Below are 21,775 nucleotides of genomic sequence, written 5' to 3'. Positions count from 1 at the left end.
GGCGTCACAGGCCTACGACCCGCAAGATAGTTTGGGGGCCAAAGACCATGGCGGTGAAACCCGCCCCGGCCAGGAAAGGTCCGAAAGGTACATAGCCGCCCTCCCGCAACCCGCTGGAAAACTTCATCGCAATGCCGATGACGGCGCCGATCACGGAGGCCATCAGGATGATGGGAACCAGTGCGGGCCAGCCGAACCAGGCACCCAGCGCGGCAAACAATTTGAAGTCGCCATAACCCATGCCTTCTTTACCGGTCGCCAGCTTGAAGGCCCAATACACCAGCCACAAGGACAGGTAGCCGGCTATGGCGCCCCACAGCGCCGTCGGCAGATTGACGGCTGGATTCCACTGCATCGCCGCAACGATAAGGCCGGCCCACAGCAGGGGCAAGGTGATGTCGTCAGGCAGCAGTGTCGTATCCCAGTCAATCATCGCCAGCGCAAGTAGCGCCGCGGAAAACCCGCACCACGCCAGCGCCGTGACCGACCAGCCCCAGCGCCAGACGCAAAAAAAGAAAAGGGCACCGGTGACCGCCTCGACGACCGGGTAGCGCACACCGTAAGGCGTGCCGCATACCGAGCATTTGCCCCTCAAGAACAAATAACTGGCGACCGGGATGTTTTCATACCAGCGTATGACATGACCGCAACTGGAGCAGCGTGAACGCGGCACCAGCAAATTGAACTTTTCCGTGGAATCCGGGGCCTCTGGGGTTTTGTCGGCCAGCTCCGCACATTCCTGCGCCCACTGGCGCTCCATCATCTTGGGCAGGCGATAAATAACGACGTTAAGAAAGCTGCCGATCAGCAGCCCAAAAATACCGGCCAGCAACGCATCAAACGCCGGCCCCAGACCCGTCGCCATCAGACGACTTGGCCCAGCTTGAAGATGGGCAGGTACATGGAAACCACGATGCCCCCGATAAGCCCGCCCAGAAACACAATGATGATGGGCTCCATCAAACTTGAAAGGCCGGCCACCATTTCATCGACTTCCGCTTCATAGAAATCCGCTGCTTTACCGAGCATGTGGTCAACGGAGCCGGATTCCTCTCCGATGGCGCACATTTGCAGCACCATGGTGGGGAACAGATTGGCGTTGGTCATCGCAGCCGTCAAACTGGTGCCGGTAGAGACTTCCTGCTGGATTTTCTCGGTGGCATCGGCATACAGGGAATTGCCGGAAGCGCCGCCGACGGAGTCAAGTGCCTCCACCAGCGGAACACCCGCCGCGAACATGGTGGACAGTGTGCGAGTCCAACGGGCAATACAGGACTTCTCAATCAGTGCGCCAAAGACCGGCACCTTCAAAAGCAGCCTGTCCATGAATTTCTGCATCTTTTCATTGCGTTTCCAGGCCTGCATGAAGAAATACAGGCTGCCGCCGATGCCGCCGAAAATCAGCCACCAATAAGCAACAAAAAATTCGCTAATCGCAATCACAATGAGTGTCGGGGCTGGAAGGTCCGCCCCAAAAGATGAGAACACCTGCTTGAACGCAGGGATCACAAAAATCATGATCACCGCCACCACCACAAAGGCAACAACCACCACTGAAATGGGGTACATCAGGGCCGACTTGATCTTGGACTTGATCGCCTCGGTTTTTTCCATGTAGACCGCAAGGCGGTCCAGCAAAGACTCCAGAATACCGGCCGCTTCGCCCGCTTCGACCAGGTTGCAATAAAGCGCATTGAAGTACATCGGGTACTTGCGAAAGGCCGCGCTGAGAGACGTACCCGTTTCAACGTCGGTACGCACATCGTTAAGCAGCTTGGTGACGCTGACATTCGGATTACCGCGGCCGACGATGTCAAACGCCTGAAGAAGCGGAACGCCCGCCTTCATCATGGTGGCCAATTGGCGCGTAAAAATGGCGATGTCCTTGGGCTTGATGGACTTGCCGGCGCGCATCTTGCGCTTCTTGATCTTGGTGGGTAATACGCCCTGACGACGCAATGAGGACTTGACCTGGTTTTCACCGACGGCACGGATTTCACCGCGGACCTGCTTGCCGCCGCGGTCCTTGCCCTCCCATTCGAAAACAAATTCCTTAACGCCCTTGGATACTGCAGTTGCCATGATGCTTTCTCGTTGTATGGACAGCTTCAGCGCGTGCCATCAGGATAGTCACGCCGCCATGTGCCGGCTTCTGGATGCACCGGTTTAAACATTGGTACAGCCCAGAATCTCTTCCAGCGAAGTCATGCCGAGTTTAACTTTGGACAAACCCGACACCCGCAGGCTTTTCACGCCCTCAGCCTCCGCCTGGGCAGCAATTTCCAGGGCGCTGCCGTCGCGAAGGACGATACGCTGGATCTCCTCGGAAATAGGCATGAGCTGATAAACGCCCACCCGCCCTTTGTAACCATTCGTACACATCGAGCAGCCTACCGGGCGGTAAGGCGTCCATGAGCCGTCTACATCCTCTTCCTTGAAGCCCGCGTCAAGCAGGGTCTCACGCGGGATGTCCGCAGGCGTCTTGCAATTGGGGCAAAGGCGGCGGGCCAAACGCTGAGCGGTGATCAGAATCACGCTGGAGGCGATATTGAAAGGTGCAATGCCCATGTTGCGCATACGCGTCAGTGTGGTCGGTGCATCGTTGGTGTGCAACGTCGACATCACCATATGGCCGGTCTGCGCGGCCTTGATCGCGATATCGGCGGTCTCAAGATCCCGGATCTCACCGACCATGATGATGTCGGGATCCTGCCGCAAGAACGCCTTGAGCGCGACTGAAAAGGTCATGCCGGCCTTGTCGTTCATGCTGACCTGGTTGACGCCAGGCAAGGTAATTTCGGCGGGATCCTCGGCAGTAGCGATGTTGACGCCCGGCTTGTTGAGAATGTTCAGGCAGGTGTAAAGCGACACCGTCTTGCCCGAACCGGTGGGCCCGGTCACCAGCACCATGCCATAGGGCCGCTGAATCGCGTGGAGCAAGCGCTCCTTCTCATCCGCCTCGTAGCCCAGGGCATCAATGCCCAACTTGGCACTGCTCGGGTCAAGAATACGGATGACGATTTTCTCGCCATACATGGTGGGCAAGGTGCTGACCCGGAAATCGATGACCCGGTCCGGGCCTATCTTGAGCTTCATCTTGCCGTCCTGCGGCACGCGCTTTTCCGAGATGTCCAGCTTTGAGATCACCTTGATGCGCGCCGCGAGCTTTTCCTTGATGGCCACCGGTGGCGATGCGATTTCGCGCAGTTCTCCGTCAACCCGGAACCGGACACGGTAGGTATGCTCAAACGGCTCGAAATGCAGGTCGGAAGCCCGCATGCTGAAAGCGTCAAGCAGCATTTTTTGCAGAAATTTGACGACGGGCGCGTCCTCGACTTCTGAAACGCTGGCTTCACTGTCTTCGGCAGAGGCCTCGGTGCTCGATTCGTCAAACTCGAAGTCGTCACCGATGATGCTTTCCATGGCCTCGGCGGCCGTGGTGTTGGACGCCTCTACCAGCTTGGACAGCTTGTCGTACTCCGCAATGACCCAATCCACCCCCATCTGGGTGGAAAACTTGATCTTCTCCGCGGCCTCCTGGTCGGAAGGATCTGCAGTCGCGACGATCAGACGGTTGTTGCGCTTGCTCAGGACAACAATTCGGTAGGTGGCGCAGATTTTGGTGTCCAGCAGGCCTTTGGGCAGGCGCTGTACGTCGATGGCTTCCAGATCCAGCAAAGGGGCAGCGAAAGCCGTCGACATGGTGTGGGCCAGATCAAAAGCGGATACCGCGCCGGAGCCCGTCAATTCGGCGATAAAGCTGGTACGGCTGCTTTGGGCCTTGCGAAAAATGTCTTCGGCAGCTTTCTGCCCCAATTTTCCGGCCATCACCAGGGCTCGGCCCAAGCCGGGTAAAGCCATGGACGGCGGTTGGTTGATAGCGGTGTCGACAGCGGCCATGGTTCTCTGGATTAACTCAAATAGGTATCATCGCCTATAGATTACCGGGTGTAAATCGAAAACGCCCGACCTGCACCGGCGGACGCCGGAACTGTGCGGAGAAACGCACATATGGAGCCAAAACAGACCTGGTCGGGGTGAGAGGATTCGAACCTCCGGCCTCTACGTCCCGAACGTAGCGCTCTACCAGGCTAAGCTACACCCCGCCAATATGCAGCCGTTTGTCAGGAACGCCTGTCCAGCAATTGGGAGGCCAGCTGCACCAAGGCATCACTGTAAATGTTTTGCGGCAGTACTTGCAAGGCGTCGAGCGCGCGTTGCGCCTCCAGCGCAGCGGCGTCGCGGGTGGCCCGGAGCGCTCCGGTCTGCTGCACGATGGCAATGATTTGGGCCATCTGGTCGGTGCCCCCGGTTTCAATAGCCTGCCGAATGGTGTTGCGCTCCGCTCCCGTGCCGCGCTGCATCGCAATGATGAGCGGTAGGGTCGCCTTGCCTTCCCTCAGGTCGTCGCCCAGGTTCTTGCCCATTTCCGACACATCGCCGTCATAGTCCAGGACATCGTCGATCACCTGAAAGGCCGTGCCCAATGCCTGTCCGTAGGCTGCGCAGCTTTGCTCGACGGCCGGCGTCGACTGCGCCAGCAGCGCTGCCAGGCGGGCGCTGGCCTCGAAAAGCTTGGCCGTCTTGGAGCGAATCACCCGCAGGTAGCCCTCTTCGGAAAGCGTTGCGTCATGCATATTCATGAGCTGCAGGACTTCCCCTTCCGCGATCACATTGGTGGCTTCGGCCAGGGTCTGCATGATCCGCATATCGCCGGCTTCCACCATCATCTGGAACGCCCGGGAGTAAAGGAAATCGCCCACCAGGACGCTAGCTGGATTGCCAAACGCCTCGTTGGCAGTGGCGCGTCCGCGGCGCAACGTGGACTCGTCCACCACGTCATCATGCAGCAGGGTGGCCGTATGGATGAACTCCACCACGGCGGCCAGGTTGTAACGTTGATCGCCCCGATAATCAAGGGCGCCGCACATGAGCAGCAGCAGGGCCGGGCGCAACCGTTTGCCGCCAGCCGCCACGATGTAGCGTGAAACCTGGCTGACCAGCGGCACTTCGGACTTCAGGCGCAGCTCGATCACCCCATCCATTCCCCGCATGTCGTCGGCAATCAGGGCGAGGGCTACGGCGGTGCTTGAAGAATTTGCAGACAAAAGGCGGGTCCAGACGTTAGGTTTGGGCAGATTATAGAAAGCAGCTTCGCCTGCCCCGGCACCAAAAACCACACGGACCCTTCCGTTGGGGCCAAAATAGTCCCGAAAACGGTGCTGTAGCCAATTTCGGCCTGCCGTGCTAGAATATTGGGCTCTGCGGAAATCCGTCTGCAGAACTCAAATTACGAGGTCTTACATGTACGCGGTCATAAAAACCGGTGGCAAACAATACAAGGTTGCTACTGGAGAAAAAATTAAAGTAGAACAGATTGCTGCGGACGTAGGCCAAGAGATCGTTATTGACCAGGTTTTGGCTGTCGGCACCGGCAGCACGATCACGGTTGGTACGCCCTTGGTGTCCGGCGCCACTGTTACAGTCACTGTCCTTTCACAGGGTAGGCACGACAAGGTTCGCATTTTCAAAATGCGCCGTCGCAAGCACTATCAAAAACGTCAGGGCCACCGGCAAAACTACACGGAACTGCAAATCGGCGCTATCGCCGGCTGAGCAGGGACGTACCAGGAGTAACGAAAAATGGCACAGAAAAAAGGCGGCGGCTCTACGCGAAACGGGCGTGATTCACAGCCCAAAATGCTTGGCGTGAAGAAATTCGGCGGCGAAGTCATCAACGCAGGCAGCATCATCGTGCGCCAGCGCGGCACCAAGTTCCATCCAGGCGTCAATGTCGGCATCGGCAAGGACCACACCCTGTTTGCACTGGTTGACGGCTCGGTCTCGTTTTCCGTCAAGGGCGCGCTGAACAAGCACACCGTGAATGTGACCCCGGCGTAAGCTGATCACTTCGATAAGTCACTTCGACTGAAACGAAGCCCCGACCTGTCGGGGCTTTTTTGTTTGTAAACTTGATCTCCGGCCCCTGAAGCCCTGGTTTAACCGCAGCACTCCATCATGAAATTTGTTGACGAAGCCTTTATTGACATTGCCGCAGGCGATGGCGGGAGTGGCTGCGTCTCGTTCAGCCACGAAAAGTACAAAGAATTCGGCGGCCCCAACGGCGGCGACGGCGGGCGCGGCGGCCATGTGTATGCGGTGGCAGACATCAACCTGAACACGCTGGTTGACTTCCGGTTTTCGCGCCGCCATGAGGCCCGCAACGGCCAGCACGGCATGGGCTCGGACATGTTCGGCGCCAAGGGCGACGACATCATCCTCAAAATGCCGGTGGGCACCATCCTGACCGACGGCGAAACCGGGGAAGTGCTTTACGAACTGCTGGTTCCCGGTGAACAAGTGCTGATCGCCAAGGGCGGCGACGGCGGCTTCGGCAACCTGCGCTTCAAGAGCTCGACCAACCGCGCCCCCCGCAGCAAGACGCCCGGCTGGCCCGGCGAGCGCAAAAGCCTGAAGCTGGAGCTGAAGGTGCTGGCCGACGTCGGCCTGCTCGGGATGCCCAACGCCGGCAAATCCACCTTCATTTCAGCGGTGTCCAATGCCCGCCCGCGCATTGCCGATTACCCCTTCACCACGCTTCACCCCAACCTGGGCGTGGTGCGCGTGGGGCCAGAGCAAAGCTTCGTGGTGGCCGACCTGCCCGGCCTGATTGAAGGCGCCTCTGAAGGCGCCGGCCTGGGCCACCTCTTCCTGCGCCACCTTCAGCGCACCCGGCTGCTGCTGCACATCGTTGACCTGGCGCCCTTTGACGAAGGCGTGGACCCCGTGGCCCAGGCCAAAGCCATTGTGGGCGAACTCAAGAAGTACGACGAAGCGCTTTATGAAAAGCCGCGCTGGCTGGTGCTCAACAAGCTGGACATGGTGGACGCCGACAAACGCGCAGCCATCGTCAAGGACTTCGTCAAGCGGTTCAAATTCAAAGGCCCCGTGTTCGAGATTTCGGCGCTCACGCGCGAAGGCTGTGAGCACCTGATCAAGACGATCTACCAGCACGTCAAGCAGGTCCAGAAAAGCGAGCAACCCGAGGAAGAAATTGATCCGCGCTTTGCCCCGCTGCCTCCCGAGTTGCCTGAATCGTCCTGACGCCCTCATTTCCAGACGGATCAGCAAGCAGGTGCAAGGCGGCGCTTGCTATAAAAATAGTAGCTATCTCCCCTTGTATTCATTGGGCTAGAGCCCGAAAAGTACTTAAACATGCAAGAAAAAACAGGCTCTCCCATCCTGCGCAATGCCAAACGCATCGTGGTCAAAGTGGGCTCCAGCCTGGTCACCAATGAAGGCCGCGGACTCGACGCCGTGGCCATCGGCCAGTGGTGCGAACAACTGGCCTCGCTCGTGAAGGACGGCCGCGAAGTGATCATGGTGAGCAGCGGCGCCATCGCCGAGGGCATGAAACGCCTGAACTGGACCACCCGTCCCAAGGCCATCCACGAGCTGCAGGCCGCCGCCGCGGTAGGTCAGATGGGCCTGGTCCAGGTCTACGAAACCAAGCTGCGCGAAAACGGCATCGGCAGCGCCCAGGTGCTGCTCACGCACGCCGATCTGGCCGACCGGGAACGCTACCTGAACGCGCGCTCCACCCTGCTGGCCTTGCTGCAACTGGGCGTGGTGCCGGTCATCAACGAGAACGACACGGTCGTCAACGATGAGATCAAATTCGGCGACAACGACACCCTGGGTGCGCTGGTGGCCAACCTGGTGGAGGCCGATGCGCTGGTGATCCTCACTGACCAGCGTGGCCTTTACACCGCCGACCCGCGCAAGGATCCGGCCGCACAGTTTGTGCACGAAGCCAAGGCCGGTGATGCGGCGCTGGAGACCATGGCGGGCGGCGCCGGCTCCAGCATCGGCAAGGGCGGCATGATCACCAAGATCCTGGCGGCCAAGCGGGCCGCGGGCTCGGGCGCCTCGACCGTCATCGCCTGGGGCCGCGAACCCCAGGCCCTCATCCGGCTGACGCAGGGTGAGTCCATCGGCACGCTGCTGGTGGCGCAGACCCAGAAAATGCAGGCGCGCAAACAGTGGATGGCCGATCACTTGCAGATGCGGGGCTCCGTGACGGTGGATGCAGGCGCCGTGGGCAAGGTAAGGGATGAGGGCAAGAGCCTGCTGCCCATCGGCATGACCGCGGTTCAGGGAGAGTTTTCGCGGGGCGATGTGATCGCCGTGCGGGGCCCTGAAGGCGCCGAGATCGCGCGCGGGCTGGCCAATTATTCAAGCGCTGAAGCCCGGCTGATTTGCCGCAAGGCGTCGTCAGAGTTCGAGAAACTGCTGGGTTATACCGGTGAGCCCGAGATGGTCCACCGTACCAACCTGGTGCTGACCCGCTAGGCGGCGCCGGCCCATTGCGGCAGGCACCGGCGTCGCTGGCCTCGACGGTCTCAGTCGGTCATCCTGAAGTTGGGGTTTTTCAGGCGCGACACCAGCACCTGCACCGAAGGCGCCGACGCAGCGCTGTCACAGGCGCCGGCCTTGGCAAAACGCAAGGCGTGCTTGGACGGCATGTTGTCAAACATGGAGCGCCACTTGGGATCGCTCACATGGCTCCATTTGCCGTCAGGCGAAGCGCGGGCATAGGTCTTGAACTCACCTGTCGCGCAGCGTATGGCTTCATACATGACGTTGCGCGCGCCGCTGGCGCTGGTGGCCACCATCACATAACGAACCAGGCTGTCTTTCTCCGATATCTGGATGGAGGCAGGGTCTACGCCAAACACAAGCTGCGAGTTGGGTGACGCATCAAACACCACCAGCTTGCTGACGTCAAACGCCGGCGGCGGCGGAACTTCGGTTTCTTTCCAGTCGGGATCATCGGGTGTGAGAAAGGCCGGGGTTTGGGCCCAGGCTGCATGGTTACCCAGCAGGAGCGCCACAGAGACCAGGAGAGCGGATTTGAAGTTCATGTTTTGGTGGATTGGGTATTCGCATCCAGGCTGGTCTGCGGATCCGGTTCAAAGGTGGCGCCGGGCGGCAACTCGAAGGCGGCGCCCGGCCTGGTGACGGGTTTGTGGAAGGCGTCGCCGCCGGAGCCGGGATGAAGGCCGGCGTCACCCGCCGGGCTGATATGGTCGCGCTGATGCAGCCCACCGCGCAGGTAGCGGTTGCGGTGGTCGGGGCGAACATCGCTGCGGCTGTCCACACGCGGCACAAAACGCGCCAGCTCGGTCAGCGCCATTTCATACACGCCGCGCTTGAACTCCACCACGACATCCAGCGGCACCCAGTAGTCGTTCCAGCGCCAGGCATCGAACTCGGGGTGGTCGGTGGCGCGCAGGTTCAAATCCCAGTCGTGGCCGACCAGCTGAAGGAGAAACCAGATTTGTTTCTGGCCTTTGTAATGTCCGCGCGCATCGCGGCGGATGAACCGGTCAGGCACCTCATAGCGCAACCAGTCTCGGGTTCGGGCCAGCACATTCACATGCTGTGGCAACAGCCCCACTTCTTCATGTAACTCGCGGTACATGGCCTGCTCGGGATTTTCGCCCCGATCAATGCCACCCTGCGGAAATTGCCACGAGTGGGTACGGATACGTTTGCCCCAAAATACCTGACTTCTCTGGTTGAGCAAGATGATGCCGACGTTGGGCCTAAAGCCGTCCCGGTCAAGCATAATCAAACCTCAAATTTTTTAAACTGAGTCCATTATGCACAGCGAAGGCCCCAGCGCCAAGCGCACAGCGGGCTGCAGCACCCCTTTCCATTCGTTTTCCACCCGTTTTTTGCCCCCTTTTCGTCTTCTTTCCACCCCCTTTTTCCACCCCGGAATTCCAGAAAACCGCCCATGAAAGCCTCCCAGTTCTTCATTTCCACCCTCAAGGAAGCGCCTGCCGACGCGGAAGTCGTGAGCCACCAGCTCATGATGCGGGCGGGCATGATCAAGAAGCTGGGCGCCGGCGTTTACAACTACATGCCCATGGGCCTGCGCGTGATCCGCAAGGTCGAGGCCATCGTGCGCGAGGAAATGAACCGCGCCGGCGCCGTCGAGATGACCATGCCGGTGATCCAGCCGGCCGAGCTCTGGCAGGAAACCGGCCGCTTTGAAAAAATGGGCCCCGAGCTGCTGCGCATCAAGGACCGCCACGGCCGCGATTTTGTCGTGCAGCCGACCAGCGAGGAAGTCGTCACCGACGTGATGCGCCAGGACATCAAAAGCTACAAGCAGCTGCCCAAAAACCTGTACCAGATCCAGACGAAATTTCGCGACGAGCGCCGCCCCCGCTTCGGCCTGATGCGCGGGCGCGAGTTCATCATGAAGGACGCCTACAGCTTCGACCGCGACCAGGACAGCGCCAAGGCCAGCTACCAGGTCATGGCGGCCGCCTACCGCAAGATTTTTGACCGCTTCGGCCTGACCTACCGCGCCGTGGCCGCCGACAGCGGCGCCATCGGCGGCGACCTGAGTGAGGAGTTCCAGGTGATCGCCGCGACCGGCGAAGACGCCATCGTCTACTGCCCCGGCAGCGACTACGCCGCCAACATGGAAAAAGCCGAGGCGCTGGCGCCCCAGGGCGCGCGCAAGCCGGCATCACAGGCCATGGCCAAAACCCCCACGCCCGGCAAAGCCACCTGCGCCGATGTGGCCGGGCTGCTGGGCATCCCGCTGCAAACCACCGTCAAGTCCCTGGTGCTGGCCACCGACGAACTCGACGAAGCGGGCAAGGTCATCAAGTCGCAGGTCTGGCTGCTGCTGCTGCGCGGCGACCACGACATGAACGAGATCAAGGTCGGCAAGGTTGAGGGCTTGGCGAACTTCCGTTTTGCCACGCTGCCCGAGATTGAAGACCACTTCGGCTGCAAGCCGGGCTACCTGGGCCCGCTGAACCTGAAAAAACCCGTCAAGCTGGTGGCCGACCGCGAAGTCGCCGCATTGGCCGACTGGGTCTGCGGCGCCAACGAAGTGGACTTTCACCTCACCGGCGTCAACTGGGGCCGCGACCTGCCCGAGCCAACGCTGGTGGCAGACATCCGCAACGTGGTGGCGGGCGACCCTTCACCCGACGGCAAGGGCGCGCTGGTGATCGAGCGCGGCATCGAGGTCGGCCACGTTTTTTACCTCGGCACCAAATACAGCAAGGCGATGAACGCCACCTTCCTGGGTGAAAACGGCAAGCCGCAATTCATGGAGATGGGCTGCTACGGCATCGGCATCACGCGCCTTCCGGCCGCCGCCATCGAGCAAAACCACGACGAGCGCGGCATCATCTGGCCCGACGCCATCGCGCCTTTCACGGTCGTGCTGTGCCCCATCAGCCCTGACCGATTCCCCGAAGTCGAGGCGGCGGCCAACAAGCTCTACGCCGAGTTGCTTGCCGCTGGCGTAGACGTGATCCTGGACGACCGTGGCGAGCGCCCCGGCGCCATGTTTGCCGACTGGGAACTGATCGGCGTGCCGCACCGCGTCACCATCGGCGACCGTGGCCTGAAAGATGGGCAACTGGAATACCAGCACCGCCGCGACGCGGCCTCCAGCAAGATAGACGCTGCCGGCGCTTTCGATTTCCTCAAGGGAAAACTGGCGCTTTGATGCTGACATGGCTTTCGCAGACCTCGTGACCGTGCCCGCATCCAGCGTCTCTTCTTTTGCAGGGACCGGGCTGATTTCAAGAAGAAAGTGCCTCCAGGCCTTGCCAGTCCTTGGCAGTTCGCTATTGATTTCAGAGCAAGCGAGTGCCGGCGCGCAGATTGAGGAGCCACTGATCGACTCCGTGCGCACCGCATTGAGCTCGGCCATCGCCAACCAGGCGCCGCCCATTCCCGAGTTCAGGGACACCGAAAGCCGGCTCACATATTTGCGCTGGCTAGGCGCCATGAGCGAGCGCCTCAAGAAGAAAAAGCCCGAGTGGCAGATCCGCAAAGAGTTTTTGCAGACCGTCTGGTACGAGAGCAAACGCGCCGGGCTGGACGTGACGCTGGTGCTGGGCCTGATCCAGGTCGAAAGCAACTTCCGCAAGTTCGCAGTGAGCAACGTGGGCGCGCGCGGCTACATGCAGGTCATGCCCTTCTGGACGCGCGTGATCGGCGACGGCGATGCGGGCAAGCTGTTCCACATGCAAACCAATTTGCGCTTCGGCTGCGTGATCCTGCGGCATTACCTTGACCGCGAGCGCGGCGATTTGTTCATGGGCCTGGGCCGCTACAACGGCTCGCGCGGAAAGTCGCCGTATCCGAATGCCGTCATGGGGGCGAGCAAGAACTGGGAATTTGCCGGCTAAGTTGATTAACCCCCGTCCAGGCTCACTGCGTGTAGCCTGCTCCCCCCTTGCAGGGGGCGGCGCCTGCGGCCTGGCAAAGCCAGATCCGCGGCACCTGCTTGATAAAACGCGCTGCTATCTTATTTATAGCGCGCAGCCCAGGTATTTATTGGGCTACAGGCCATTTTCTATTGAAGATCCAGCGCACTCTTCGGCAAACCAAGTCAACACTGGAACGGTACCAGGCAGCACTGGCTCTACGCTGACCGGCAGCGACTGCCAGGCATAAGACTGGCCTTCATGCATGTGCAACTCGCCGGTCCACTCAAACACCTTGCAGAAGTTCAGGCGCACCAGCGCGTGCGGGTAGTCGACCATCTCGACCTTCCAGGGATGCGCGGCCGCGATGGTGATGCCGATTTCTTCCTGGAGCTCGCGGCGCAGCGCGGCTTCGACGGTTTCGCCTTGCTCGAGCTTGCCGCCGGGGAATTCCCAATAGCCTTCGTAGACCTTTCCGGGCGGGCGTGAGGTGAGCAGGAAGTCTCCGTTGGGGCGGATGAGCACACCGACTGCGACATCAACGACCTTGCGGTCGGCGCCGCCTTCTCGCGGACGTTCACCGTCGGCGACCAGCACGCTCATGTCGAATGGTCTGGGGCTTGGTCAGACGGGGCGGCCGCCGCGGCGCCCGGGCGCTCGTAGGCGGCAATGGGCGCAGCCGCCACAGGCCGGCTGGCGCTGTCGCGGCCGGCGTAGTCGCGGGCGAACTGATAGGCCACACGCCCGCTGCGCGAGCCGCGCTCCAGCGCCCAGACCAGGGAGGCGGGCTTGGCCGCTGCGATCGCGTCAGGCCCCACGCCAAAGGACGACAGCCACTGCGCGACGATGGTCAGGTATTCGTCCTGGCTGAAAGGATAGAAGCTGACCCAGAGGCCGAAACGCTCGGACAGCGAAATCTTTTCTTCAACCACTTCACCAGGATGCACTTCGCCGTCGTCGCTGCGCGTGTAGGTGAGGTTTTCCGTCATGTACTCGGGCAGCAGGTGGCGCCGGTTGCTGGTCGCGTAGATCAGCACATTGGGCGTGGCCGCCGCGACGGAGCCGTCGAGGATGGACTTGAGCGCCTTGTAGCCGGGCTCGCCTTCTTCAAAACTCAGGTCGTCGCAAAAGACGATGAATTTTTCAGGCAGGCCGGAGACCACGTCGACGATGTCCGGCAGGTCGGTCAGGTCGGCCTTGTCGACTTCGATCAGCCGCAGGCCGCGTGACGAATATTCGTTGAGGCAGGCCTTGATCAACGAGGACTTGCCGGTGCCGCGTGCGCCGGTCAGCAGCACGTTGTTGGCGGGCTTGCCGAGCACGAACTGCTCGGTGTTGCGCTTGATCTTTTCCTTCTGGTCCTCGATTTCCTTCAAGTCGCCCAAGCTCATGCTGCCGATGTGGCGCACCGGCTCGAGCGAGCCGTGGCCGGAGCTGCGCTTGCGGTAGCGGTAAGCGACGGAGGCGCTCCAGTCCGGCGCGGTCAGGGGCTGCGGCAGCACGGATTCAATCCGCGCCATCAGGGACTCGACGCGGGAGATCAGGCGTTCAAACTGCTCGTTCATTTTTTTCTTCGCCGCTTAACTGCGGTAATCGGCGTTGATCTTGACGTAGTCGTAGGAGAAGTCGCAGGTCCAGACGGTGTCGGTTGCCGCGCCGCGGCCCAACACCACACGCACCGTGATCTCGCTTTGCTTCATCACACGCTGGCCGTCGGCCTCGACATAGCCGGGATGCCGGCCGCCGTTTTTAGCCACCAGCACGTCGTCCAGGTACAAATCGATTTTTGTCTGGTCCAGGTCGTCAATGCCTGCATAACCCACGGCGGCCAGGATGCGCCCGAGGTTGGGGTCACTGGCGAAGAACGCGGTTTTCACCAGCGGCGAATGGGCAATGGCATAGGCCACCTTGCGGCATTCCTCGCCGGTCTTCCCGCCTTCGATCTGGATGGTCATGAATTTGGTCGCGCCTTCGCCGTCACGCACGATGGCCTGCGCCAGCTTCTTCGCGATGTCGAGCATGGCGGCGCGCAAGGCCTGGCCGTCTGCGCTGTCCAGCGAGGTCACGGGTGCGTGTTGGGCCTTGTTGCTGGCAACCACCACAAAGGAGTCATTGGTCGAGGTGTCGCCATCCACGGTCACGCGATTGAAAGAGCCCTCAGCCAGTTCTTTGGCCAGCTGCGCCATGAGCGGCTGGGCCACGCAGGCGTCCGTTGCCATAAAGCCCAGCATGGTGGCCATGTTGGGCCGGATCATGCCCGCGCCCTTGCTGATGCCGGTGATGGTGACTTCCGCGCCTGCGATCTTGATGCGCTTCGAAAACGCCTTGGCCACCGTGTCGGTGGTCATGATGGCTTCGGCGGCGTTGCCCCAGTTGTCTTCCTTCGCGTCGTTCAACGCGGCCGGCAAGCCCGCCGCGATGCGGTCATTGGGCAGCGGCTCCATGATGACGCCGGTGGAGAAAGGCAGGATCTGCTCAGGCGCAAGGTCCAGCAGGCGGGCCAGCGCGATGCAGCTGGCGTGTGCGCGGCTCAGGCCGTCGTCGCCCGTGCCGGCATTGGCATTCCCGGTGTTGATCAGCATCGCGCGTATGCCCGCCGTCTTGCCGTCGTTTTTGGCGAGGTGCTCGCGGCAGATCTGCACGGGCGCCGCGCAAAAGCGGTTTTGCGTGAAGACCGCGCCTACCGACGCGCCTTCATCGAGCAGCAGTACGGAAAGGTCCTTGCGATTGGCCTTGCGTATGCCGGCCTCTGCAATGCCCCAGCGCACGCCGGGGACAGGGTAGAGGTCGGCGGCAGGCGTGGCAACCAGATTGACGGGCATGTTGAAACTCCGGAAAACCAGTGAGAGGTTGCAGGTGCTGGAGAGGCTTGCCTCAGGCCAGCGTTCAGTTCAGGCGGCCGTGGCAGTTCTTGTACTTTTTACCGGAACCGCAAGGACAAGGGTCGTTGCGCCCGACGCGCGGCACACCACCGGCAGGGATGGCCGGCGCACGCCGCGAGTCTTCGTCAACGATGGTTTCGACTTCGCCGGTTTCAGTGGGCGCCGTGTAGGTGACGTTCGCGATGTTCTCGGCACGGCTTTCCATTTCCTCGGCGGCCTGCTCCAGTTGTTCGCCCGACTGGATCTTGACGGTCATCAGGATCTTGGTGACTTCGTTCTTGACGCTGTCGAGCAACTGACCGAAGAGTTCAAACGCTTCGCGTTTGTATTCCTGCTTGGGCTGCTTTTGCGCGTAACCGCGCAGGTGGATGCCCTGGCGCAGGTAGTCCAGCGCGCTCAGGTGTTCGCGCCAATGGCTGTCGATACTTTGCAGCAGCACCACGCGCTCGAACTGCATGAAGTTTTCTTCGCCGATTTTTTCAACCTTGTCGTCAAAAACGGCATTGGCCGCGGCGACGACTTTCTCGACCACTTCTTCGTCGGTGATGGCGGTGGCCGCATCCAGCTCGGCGCGCAGGGGGAATTCGATCTGCCATTCGTCGCGCAGCACGTTCTCCAGCCCCGCTACGTCCCATTGCTCTTCGACGCTTTCGACCGGCACGTACTGGCGCGCCAGGTCGGTAAAGCAGCCTTCGCGCAGCGAGGCGATCTGTGCCTGCAGGCTGCCGGCGTCCATGATGTCGTTGCGCTGCTGGTAGATCACCTTGCGCTGGTCGTTGGCGACGTCGTCGTACTCAAGCAGTTGCTTGCGGATGTCGAAGTTGCGGGCTTCGACCTTGCGCTGGGCCGATTCGATGCTGCGGGTCACGATGCCCGCCTCGATCGCTTCGCCATCAGGCATCTTGAGCCGCTCCATGATGGCCTTGACGCGGTCACCCGCGAAAATGCGCATCAGCGGGTCGTCCAGGCTCAGGTAGAAGCGTGAAGAACCAGGGTCACCCTGGCGGCCCGAGCGGCCGCGCAACTGGTTGTCGATACGGCGTGATTCGTGGCGCTCGGTGGCGATGATGCGCAAGCCGCCCAGGGCGGTGACCTGATCGTGCTCTTCTTTCCACACGGCGCGCAGGCGGGCAATTTCAACCTCCTTGGCGGCGGCGTCCAGCGACTCGTCCACCTCAACGGCTTCGACCAGCTTTTCAACATTGCCGCCCAGCACGATGTCGGTGCCGCGGCCCGCCATGTTGGTGGCGATGGTGATCATCTTCGGGCGGCCTGCCTGGGCGATGATGTCGGCTTCGCGGGCATGCTGCTTGGCGTTGAGAACCTGGTGCGGCAGGTTTTCCTTGATCAACAGTGCATCGATGATTTCGGAGTTTTCAATCGAGGTAGTACCGACCAGCACGGGTTGGCCGCGCTCGTAGCATTCGCGGATGTCCTTGATGGCCGCTTCGTACTTCTCACGGGTGGTCTTGTAGACGCGGTCCAGCTGGTCGTCACGGCGGCTCACGCGGTTAGGCGGGATCACCGTGGTTTCAAGGCCGTAAATTTCCTGGAACTCGTAGGCTTCGGTATCGGCGGTGCCGGTCATGCCGGCCAGCTTGCCGTACAGGCGGAAGTAGTTCTGGAAAGTGATGGAGGCCAGGGTCTGGTTTTCCGCCTGGATCTGCACGCCTTCCTTGGCTTCGACAGCCTGGTGCAGGCCGTCGCTCCAGCGGCGGCCCGACATCAGGCGGCCGGTGAATTCATCGACGATCACGACCTCGCCGTCCTGCACCACATAGTGCTGGTCGCGGTGGTACAGCAGGTTGGCCCGCAGCGCCGCATACAGGTGATGCATCAGCGAGATGTTGGCCGGGTCGTAGAGCGTGGCGCCTTCGGGGATCAGGCCCATGTTGAACAGCAGGCGCTCGGCGTTCTCATGGCCTTGCTCGGTCAGGAACACCTGGTGGGTTTTCTCGTCGATGGTGAAGTCGCCCGGTTTGGTGACGCCCTCGCCGGTGCGCGGGTCGGCTTCACCTTCCTGGCGCGTCAGCATGGGGACGACCTTGTTCATCGCCAGGTACATCTCGGTGTGGTCTTCCGCCTGGCCGCTGATGATGAGCGGCGTGCGGGCCTCGTCGATCAGGATGGAGTCCACTTCGTCGACGATGGCGTAGTTCAGGCCGCGCTGCACGCGGTCTGCCACTTCGTAGACCATGTTGTCGCGCAGGTAGTCGAAGCCGTACTCGTTGTTGGTGCCGTAGGTGATATCGGAGCCGTAGGCAGCCTGCTTTTCCTCACGCGACATATTGGGCAGGTTGATGCCGACCGTCAGGCCCAGGAAGTTATAGAGCTTGCCCATCCAGCGCGCGTCGCGGCTGGCCAGGTAGTCATTGACCGTCACCACGTGCACGCCCTTGCCGGTCAGCGCATTGAGGTAGACCGGCAGCGTGGCAGTGAGGGTCTTGCCTTCGCCGGTGCGCATTTCAGAGATCTTGCCGTTGTGCAGCGACATGCCGCCCAGCATCTGGACATCAAAGTGCCGCATCTTCATGACGCGCTTGCTGCCCTCACGGACCACGGCAAAGGCTTCGGGGAGGATGGCGTTCAGGTCTTCGCCCGCAGCCACACGGTCCTTGAACTCCTGGGTTTTGGCGCGGAGCTGGTCGTCGTCCAGCTTCTCGTACTGGGTCTCCAGCGCATTGATGCGTTCTACGGTTTTGCGGTAGGTTTTGAGCAGCCTGTCATTGCGGCTGCCGAAAATTTTGGTCAGGATGTTGGAAGCCATAAATGCGGGGCCGCCTTGACCGCTCCCCTTGAGCTGGCAATGCGGCCGAAATCCCTTATTGAGTACGGAACCTAGGTGTGGGCGCTGTCAGCGAGTTCAACTGTGCGCAAACCTCTGATTTTAACTCTGCCAGTGGGCAATAAGGCAGTCACCCCTAAAACGCCAGGTCAGTAAAGAGTCAGCGAGGAAAACCGCGCATTGCGCTTGTGACGGGCGCGGTTGTTCGCGGTTGTTGAATGCCCTAGTGAGGGCGAGGCAGTTGAGGCAGGCCGGGCACAGCCGGCTGCGGAGCGGCTACCGCCACCGCCGGCTTCGGCAAATTGCGCCCCGCGGTCAGGAATTTCTGCGGATCCTGGAAAACGCCTTGAACCAGCACTTCGAAGTGCAGATGCGGGCCGGTGGAACGCCCGGTGGTGCCCACCTCGGCGATCTTCTGCCCGCGTTTGACCAGGTCACCTTTTTTCACCAGTACGCGCGAAGCATGGGCGTAGCGGGTGACCAGTTCGTTGCCATGGTCTACCTCGACCATGTTTCCGTAGGCCTGGTGGTATTCCTGCGTCACGACCACGCCGCCGGCAGCGGCAAGGATGGGGGTGCCCGGCTCCGACGGGAAATCGAGCCCGGTATGCAGGGCTGAGCGTCCGTTCATGGGGTCGATACGCCAGCCGAAGGCCGAGCCCAGGTTGCCGCCCGCTACCGGTTCCTGGGTCGGAACCATCATCTTCTTGATTTTCTGGTCGAAAAGGCGGGACTCCATGACGGTCATCAGGTCGACCCGCTGATCGGTGAGTTTGTCCAGGTCAGCCAGCGTGGCCTGAAGTTCTTCCATGGTGAGCGAAGGGCCTGCCACCAGCGCGCCGCCCCGGCCGGGCTGGACCTTGATCTCACCTGGATTGACGCCCGCCAGGCCGGAAACCCGTTCGCCAAGGGCTTCGAGCTGAATCATCTTGGCCTGCATTTCGCCGACCCGCTTGGCCATCACGTCTAGGTTTTCGCGCATGAAGCGGTCACGCTGGTCGAACTCATCCTTGACCATGAGCTTGACCAGCGAACCGACGACAGGCCAGCCTTCACGGGCACCCTTGAGAAACACCCAGTGATACAGGCCTGCGGCCACAAGCATGAGCGCCAAAGCGGCGACAAAGCCCGCCAGAACCAGTTTTGTGCCGCTTAAATAGATGGCCCGGCTTTTTGCCAGCCACGCATCCGTGATAATCAAATGCACTTGTCTACCTCTTTAAAAGCTTGGGCGCACATGGCCGCGCATCGCACATCATGACCACAGACCGGCGCCTTCCGCAGGCGCTTTCCGTGTACCAGGCTGCGGAGAACTCCCCTTCTTTGGCTCGACTGACGGAGCTCGTCCAGGAATCCGGCGACAGGCTCAAGGCCATTGAGTCGCTGCTGCCTGAAGCCTTGCGCCCTGCCGTCCAGGCCGGGCCTATTGACGGCGAAACCTGGTGCCTGCTGGTCAGCGGCAACGCAGCCGCCGCCAAAATCCGTCAGTTACTGCCTCTTATCCAAGCCCGCCTTATAGGCAAGGGTTGGAAGGTTACCTCAATTCGAATCAAGATCCTAATAAGCAAAAAGTAGTAGGCTGGCGGCTGTTTAAGGGTGCCGCAACGCCTTGAAACTGAATGCCTCCTGCGCCGCCCCGCTACAAAATTGGTAGCGGATGATACCCATATGGCATGGGGAAGGCAAGGATTGAGGATAAATGGTGCCGCTTGTCGGAATCGAACTGACGACCTACCGCTTACAAGGCGGTTGCTCTACCAACTGAGCTAAAGCGGCACAAGGAAGGCTATTTTACTTGACCCGTTTCAGTGAAGGCCGCGTACGGGGCGACTTGGGCGGGTTCGGGGGGTCGGAGCCATCCTCGCCCTCGCCAGGTGCGCTTTCAGGCACCAGTTGCATGATCTTGCCCTCAGGACCTTCCGCCGGATTGTGCGGATGGGCCGGCGTGGCTGACGGCGAGGCGGAAGCGCCTGCAGCGCTCGCACCCCCATCACTTCCGGCGTCAGCGCCGGGGGCCGTACCCGAAGCAGGCGTCCCCATGGGAAACGCCATGCCTTGCCCGTTTTCGCGGGCATAAATGGCAATCACGTGGCTGATGGGCACCATGATTTCCCGGGCGCTGCCGGCAAAACGCGCCTTGAACTCGATGAAATCGTTACCCAGCTTGAGTGAAGAGGTCGCATCAAAACTGATATTGAGCACGATTTCATTGTTCTTCACGTACTCGCGCGGCACCTGTACGGTGTCGTCAACCGACACGGCCACATAGGGCGTGAAACCGTTGTCGGTGCACCATTCGTACAGGGCCCGTATCAGGTAGGGGCGCGTCGACGTGGAGTCCAGGGCGTTCATGAATTCAGCCAAGCTGCTTGTCCGGGAAATCGGTCGGATGGATTATTTCCGCATGACCTTTTCGGACGGCGTCAGTGCTTCGATGTATGCCGGGCGCGAAAAGATGCGTTCTGCGTACTTGAGCAGCGGCGCGGCATTTTTCGACAGGTCGATGTCGTAGTAATCAAGGCGCCACAGCAGCGGGGCAATCGCCACGTCCAGCATGGAGAAGTTGTCACCCAGCATGAACTTGTTCTTCAGGAAGATGGGAGCAAGCTGCGTCAGGCGGTCGCGGATGTGCGAGCGGGCTTTTTCAAGCGCCTTCTCGTTGCCCTTGGAAGCGCGCGACTCCAGCGTGCTCACGTGCACGAACAGCTCTTTTTCGAAGTTCAGCAAAAAGAGGCGAACGCGGGCGCGGTCGACCGGGTCGCCGGGCATGAGCTGCGGATGCGGGAAGCGCTCGTCGATGTACTCGTTGATGATGTTCGACTCGTACAGGATCAGGTCGCGCTCGACCAGGATAGGCACCTGGCCGTAAGGATTCATCACATTGATGTCTTCGGGCTTGTTGTACAGGTCAACGTCGCGAATTTCGAAGTCCATGCCTTTTTCAAACAGCACAAAACGGCAGCGATGCGAGAAGGGGCAGGTTGTGCCTGAATAAAGGACCATCATGGTGCGGAACTCCTAAATGCAAAGGAGTGGATACATATAAAAAGCATCCACTCCAGAAGGTGCCGGGAACGAGGCCCCGGCGAAAAATTACTTGACGTCTTTCCAGAACGCCGCATTCAGGCGCCAGGCGACGAAAGTCAAGCAGAGAAGGAACAGCAGCACCCAGACGCCGACGCGAATGCGGGTGTTCTGGGCCGGTTCGGCCATCCACTGCATGTAACCCACGAGGTCGCCCATGGCCTGGTCGTACTGCAAGGGCGTCATGGTACCGGGTGTGAGCTGCTTCCAGCCTTTGAAGATCTCCACTTTGTGGCCGTGCTCTTCCTTGTAGTCGTACTGCGGCTCGCGCTTTCCCTGCAGTTCCCACAGCACATGCGGCATGGCCACGCTCGGGAAAGCGCGGTTGTTCCAGCCCGTCGCCTTGGTTTCGTCGGGGTAGTAGCTGCGCAGGTAGGTGTAAAGGTAGTCAGCCCCCGAACCGCCGGCGCCGGCGCGCGAACGCGCAATCACAGTCAGGTCGGGCGGGTTGCCGCCGAACCAGTCTTTGGCCTGCTTGGGATCAATCGCGGCCTTCATGGTGTCGCCCACTTTTTCCGTGGTGAACAGCAGGTTGTCCTTGATTTGCTGGTCGGTCAGGCCGATGTCTTTCAGGCGGTTAAAGCGCATGAAAGCGGCGGAATGGCAGTTCAGGCAGTAGTTGACGAACAGCTTGGCGCCGTTTTGCAGGGAACCCAGGTCGTTGGTCTTGTTGGGCGCTTTATCCCAGGCAATGCCACCTTCTGAGGCTTGTGCCCCAGCGACGAGGCCGAAGGCGGTGATCAGCGCAAAAATCAGTTTTTTCATCGTTTTTA

At 60.8% G+C, this 21,775-nt stretch carries 21 protein-coding genes and 2 tRNA genes; 7 read left to right on the top strand and 16 right to left on the bottom strand.

What is annotated here, in order from left to right; all coding sequences use genetic code 11:
- Positions 1–4: 4 nt before the first annotated feature.
- The 5 genes from DT070_RS10560 to DT070_RS10540 all read right to left on the bottom strand — a co-directional run bounded on the left by DT070_RS10560 (position 5) and on the right by DT070_RS10540 (position 5,108).
- Positions 5–865 (bottom strand): A24 family peptidase, encoded by an 861-nt coding sequence (locus tag DT070_RS10560; protein ID WP_122955359.1) that lies wholly within the window; start codon positions 863–865, stop codon positions 5–7.
- Positions 865–2,082 carry a type II secretion system F family protein gene (locus DT070_RS10555; RefSeq protein ID WP_122955358.1) on the bottom strand — a complete coding sequence of 406 codons (1,218 nt, stop codon included), beginning with the start codon at positions 2,080–2,082 and terminating at the stop codon, positions 865–867. The genes DT070_RS10560 and DT070_RS10555 overlap by 1 nt, the downstream gene beginning before the upstream one ends.
- A gap of 84 nt (positions 2,083–2,166) precedes the next feature.
- Positions 2,167–3,900 (bottom strand): type IV-A pilus assembly ATPase PilB, encoded by a 1,734-nt coding sequence (pilB, locus tag DT070_RS10550; protein WP_122955357.1) that lies wholly within the window; start codon positions 3,898–3,900, stop codon positions 2,167–2,169.
- A gap of 129 nt (positions 3,901–4,029) precedes the next feature.
- A tRNA-Pro gene (locus DT070_RS10545) sits at positions 4,030–4,106 on the bottom strand.
- An 18-nt stretch (positions 4,107–4,124) separates the two neighbouring features.
- Positions 4,125–5,108: a polyprenyl synthetase family protein gene (locus DT070_RS10540; protein WP_122955356.1), complete on the bottom strand. Its 984-nt coding sequence runs from the start codon at positions 5,106–5,108 to the stop codon at positions 4,125–4,127.
- Positions 5,109–5,304: 196 nt separating this feature from the next.
- On the opposite strand from DT070_RS10540, the gene rplU reads away from it, so the two are divergent.
- The 4 genes from rplU to proB all read left to right on the top strand — a co-directional run bounded on the left by rplU (position 5,305) and on the right by proB (position 8,352).
- Positions 5,305–5,616 carry a 50S ribosomal protein L21 gene (gene rplU, locus DT070_RS10535; RefSeq protein ID WP_122955355.1) on the top strand — a complete coding sequence of 104 codons (312 nt, stop codon included), beginning with the start codon at positions 5,305–5,307 and terminating at the stop codon, positions 5,614–5,616.
- 27 nt (positions 5,617–5,643) lie between these two features.
- Positions 5,644–5,901, top strand: coding sequence for a 50S ribosomal protein L27 (gene rpmA / locus DT070_RS10530; protein ID WP_122955354.1), 258 nt, complete (start codon positions 5,644–5,646; stop codon positions 5,899–5,901).
- A 117-nt stretch (positions 5,902–6,018) separates the two neighbouring features.
- Positions 6,019–7,104: an Obg family GTPase CgtA gene (gene cgtA / locus DT070_RS10525; RefSeq protein ID WP_122955353.1), complete on the top strand. Its 1,086-nt coding sequence runs from the start codon at positions 6,019–6,021 to the stop codon at positions 7,102–7,104.
- A gap of 111 nt (positions 7,105–7,215) precedes the next feature.
- Complete coding sequence (gene proB, locus DT070_RS10520; protein WP_122955352.1) at positions 7,216–8,352, top strand: glutamate 5-kinase; 1,137 nt, start codon at positions 7,216–7,218, stop codon at positions 8,350–8,352.
- A 50-nt stretch (positions 8,353–8,402) separates the two neighbouring features.
- Here proB and DT070_RS10515 read toward each other — a convergent pair whose 3' ends face one another.
- Both DT070_RS10515 and DT070_RS10510 read right to left on the bottom strand, forming a co-directional pair.
- Positions 8,403–8,924, bottom strand: a complete 522-nt coding sequence (locus tag DT070_RS10515) for a CNP1-like family protein (protein ID WP_122955351.1) — start codon at positions 8,922–8,924, stop codon at positions 8,403–8,405.
- Complete coding sequence (locus DT070_RS10510; protein ID WP_122955350.1) at positions 8,921–9,631, bottom strand: RNA pyrophosphohydrolase; 711 nt, start codon at positions 9,629–9,631, stop codon at positions 8,921–8,923. Before DT070_RS10510 ends, DT070_RS10515 begins: the two co-directional genes overlap by 4 nt.
- Before the next feature lie 171 nt (positions 9,632–9,802).
- Between DT070_RS10510 and DT070_RS10505 the strand changes: the two genes are divergently transcribed.
- Together DT070_RS10505 and DT070_RS10500 are read left to right on the top strand one after the other, a co-directional pair.
- On the top strand, positions 9,803–11,545 hold the full coding sequence (locus DT070_RS10505; RefSeq protein WP_122955349.1) for a proline--tRNA ligase: 1,743 nt from the start codon (positions 9,803–9,805) through the stop codon (positions 11,543–11,545).
- 7 nt (positions 11,546–11,552) lie between these two features.
- Positions 11,553–12,233 (top strand): lytic transglycosylase domain-containing protein, encoded by a 681-nt coding sequence (locus DT070_RS10500; RefSeq protein ID WP_122955348.1) that lies wholly within the window; start codon positions 11,553–11,555, stop codon positions 12,231–12,233.
- A gap of 153 nt (positions 12,234–12,386) precedes the next feature.
- On the opposite strand, the gene DT070_RS10495 is transcribed toward DT070_RS10500, so the two are convergent.
- The 5 genes from DT070_RS10495 to DT070_RS10475 all read right to left on the bottom strand — a co-directional run bounded on the left by DT070_RS10495 (position 12,387) and on the right by DT070_RS10475 (position 19,125).
- A complete protein-coding gene (locus DT070_RS10495; RefSeq protein ID WP_122955347.1) occupies positions 12,387–12,854 on the bottom strand; it encodes an NUDIX domain-containing protein in 468 nt (155 codons plus the stop codon).
- Positions 12,851–13,816, bottom strand: coding sequence for an ATP-binding protein (locus tag DT070_RS10490; RefSeq protein ID WP_122955346.1), 966 nt, complete (start codon positions 13,814–13,816; stop codon positions 12,851–12,853). Before DT070_RS10490 ends, DT070_RS10495 begins: the two co-directional genes overlap by 4 nt.
- A gap of 15 nt (positions 13,817–13,831) precedes the next feature.
- A complete protein-coding gene (gene argJ / locus DT070_RS10485) occupies positions 13,832–15,073 on the bottom strand; it encodes a bifunctional glutamate N-acetyltransferase/amino-acid acetyltransferase ArgJ (protein WP_122955345.1) in 1,242 nt (413 codons plus the stop codon).
- 64 nt (positions 15,074–15,137) lie between these two features.
- A complete protein-coding gene (gene secA, locus DT070_RS10480; protein ID WP_122955344.1) occupies positions 15,138–17,900 on the bottom strand; it encodes a preprotein translocase subunit SecA in 2,763 nt (920 codons plus the stop codon).
- Positions 17,901–18,141: 241 nt separating this feature from the next.
- Positions 18,142–19,125, bottom strand: coding sequence for a M23 family metallopeptidase (locus tag DT070_RS10475; protein ID WP_122955343.1), 984 nt, complete (start codon positions 19,123–19,125; stop codon positions 18,142–18,144).
- 50 nt (positions 19,126–19,175) lie between these two features.
- Here DT070_RS10475 and DT070_RS10470 point away from each other — a divergent pair, with 50 nt between their 5' ends.
- Positions 19,176–19,493, top strand: coding sequence for a hypothetical protein (locus DT070_RS10470; RefSeq protein WP_122955342.1), 318 nt, complete (start codon positions 19,176–19,178; stop codon positions 19,491–19,493).
- Positions 19,494–19,618: 125 nt separating this feature from the next.
- On the opposite strand, the gene DT070_RS10465 is transcribed toward DT070_RS10470, so the two are convergent.
- The 4 genes from DT070_RS10465 to DT070_RS10450 all read right to left on the bottom strand — a co-directional run bounded on the left by DT070_RS10465 (position 19,619) and on the right by DT070_RS10450 (position 21,767).
- Positions 19,619–19,694 (bottom strand) — tRNA-Thr (locus DT070_RS10465).
- A gap of 15 nt (positions 19,695–19,709) precedes the next feature.
- Positions 19,710–20,270 (bottom strand): ClpXP protease specificity-enhancing factor, encoded by a 561-nt coding sequence (locus tag DT070_RS10460; RefSeq protein WP_122955341.1) that lies wholly within the window; start codon positions 20,268–20,270, stop codon positions 19,710–19,712.
- Positions 20,271–20,312: 42 nt separating this feature from the next.
- Complete coding sequence (locus DT070_RS10455; RefSeq protein ID WP_007868077.1) at positions 20,313–20,924, bottom strand: glutathione S-transferase N-terminal domain-containing protein; 612 nt, start codon at positions 20,922–20,924, stop codon at positions 20,313–20,315.
- An 87-nt stretch (positions 20,925–21,011) separates the two neighbouring features.
- Positions 21,012–21,767 (bottom strand): cytochrome c1, encoded by a 756-nt coding sequence (locus DT070_RS10450; RefSeq protein WP_122955340.1) that lies wholly within the window; start codon positions 21,765–21,767, stop codon positions 21,012–21,014.
- Between the last annotated feature and the right edge of the window lie 8 nt (positions 21,768–21,775).

Origin of the sequence: Polaromonas sp. SP1 (assembly GCF_003711205.1) — a bacterium.
Classification (GTDB): domain Bacteria; phylum Pseudomonadota; class Gammaproteobacteria; order Burkholderiales; family Burkholderiaceae_C; genus Polaromonas.
The sequence above is the reverse complement of the archived record's forward strand: the minus strand, read 5'-3'. Positions and strand labels throughout refer to the sequence as shown.

Coding starts and splice junctions, on each gene's coding strand:
- rpmA (WP_122955354.1), top strand. CDS start 5,644: ATGGCACAGAAAAAAGGCGGCGGCTCTACGCGAAACGGGCGTGATTCA.
- DT070_RS10500 (WP_122955348.1), top strand. CDS start 11,553: ATGGCTTTCGCAGACCTCGTGACCGTGCCCGCATCCAGCGTCTCTTCT.
- proB (WP_122955352.1), top strand. CDS start 7,216: ATGCAAGAAAAAACAGGCTCTCCCATCCTGCGCAATGCCAAACGCATC.
- rplU (WP_122955355.1), top strand. CDS start 5,305: ATGTACGCGGTCATAAAAACCGGTGGCAAACAATACAAGGTTGCTACT.
- DT070_RS10490 (WP_122955346.1), bottom strand. CDS start 13,816: ATGAACGAGCAGTTTGAACGCCTGATCTCCCGCGTCGAGTCCCTGATG.
- DT070_RS10455 (WP_007868077.1), bottom strand. CDS start 20,924: ATGATGGTCCTTTATTCAGGCACAACCTGCCCCTTCTCGCATCGCTGC.
- DT070_RS10505 (WP_122955349.1), top strand. CDS start 9,803: ATGAAAGCCTCCCAGTTCTTCATTTCCACCCTCAAGGAAGCGCCTGCC.
- pilB (WP_122955357.1), bottom strand. CDS start 3,900: ATGGCCGCTGTCGACACCGCTATCAACCAACCGCCGTCCATGGCTTTA.
- argJ (WP_122955345.1), bottom strand. CDS start 15,073: ATGCCCGTCAATCTGGTTGCCACGCCTGCCGCCGACCTCTACCCTGTC.
- cgtA (WP_122955353.1), top strand. CDS start 6,019: ATGAAATTTGTTGACGAAGCCTTTATTGACATTGCCGCAGGCGATGGC.
- DT070_RS10495 (WP_122955347.1), bottom strand. CDS start 12,854: ATGAGCGTGCTGGTCGCCGACGGTGAACGTCCGCGAGAAGGCGGCGCC.
- DT070_RS10450 (WP_122955340.1), bottom strand. CDS start 21,767: ATGAAAAAACTGATTTTTGCGCTGATCACCGCCTTCGGCCTCGTCGCT.
- DT070_RS10470 (WP_122955342.1), top strand. CDS start 19,176: ATGACCACAGACCGGCGCCTTCCGCAGGCGCTTTCCGTGTACCAGGCT.
- DT070_RS10460 (WP_122955341.1), bottom strand. CDS start 20,270: ATGAACGCCCTGGACTCCACGTCGACGCGCCCCTACCTGATACGGGCC.
- secA (WP_122955344.1), bottom strand. CDS start 17,900: ATGGCTTCCAACATCCTGACCAAAATTTTCGGCAGCCGCAATGACAGG.
- DT070_RS10515 (WP_122955351.1), bottom strand. CDS start 8,924: ATGAACTTCAAATCCGCTCTCCTGGTCTCTGTGGCGCTCCTGCTGGGT.
- DT070_RS10560 (WP_122955359.1), bottom strand. CDS start 865: ATGGCGACGGGTCTGGGGCCGGCGTTTGATGCGTTGCTGGCCGGTATT.
- DT070_RS10510 (WP_122955350.1), bottom strand. CDS start 9,631: ATGCTTGACCGGGACGGCTTTAGGCCCAACGTCGGCATCATCTTGCTC.
- DT070_RS10555 (WP_122955358.1), bottom strand. CDS start 2,082: ATGGCAACTGCAGTATCCAAGGGCGTTAAGGAATTTGTTTTCGAATGG.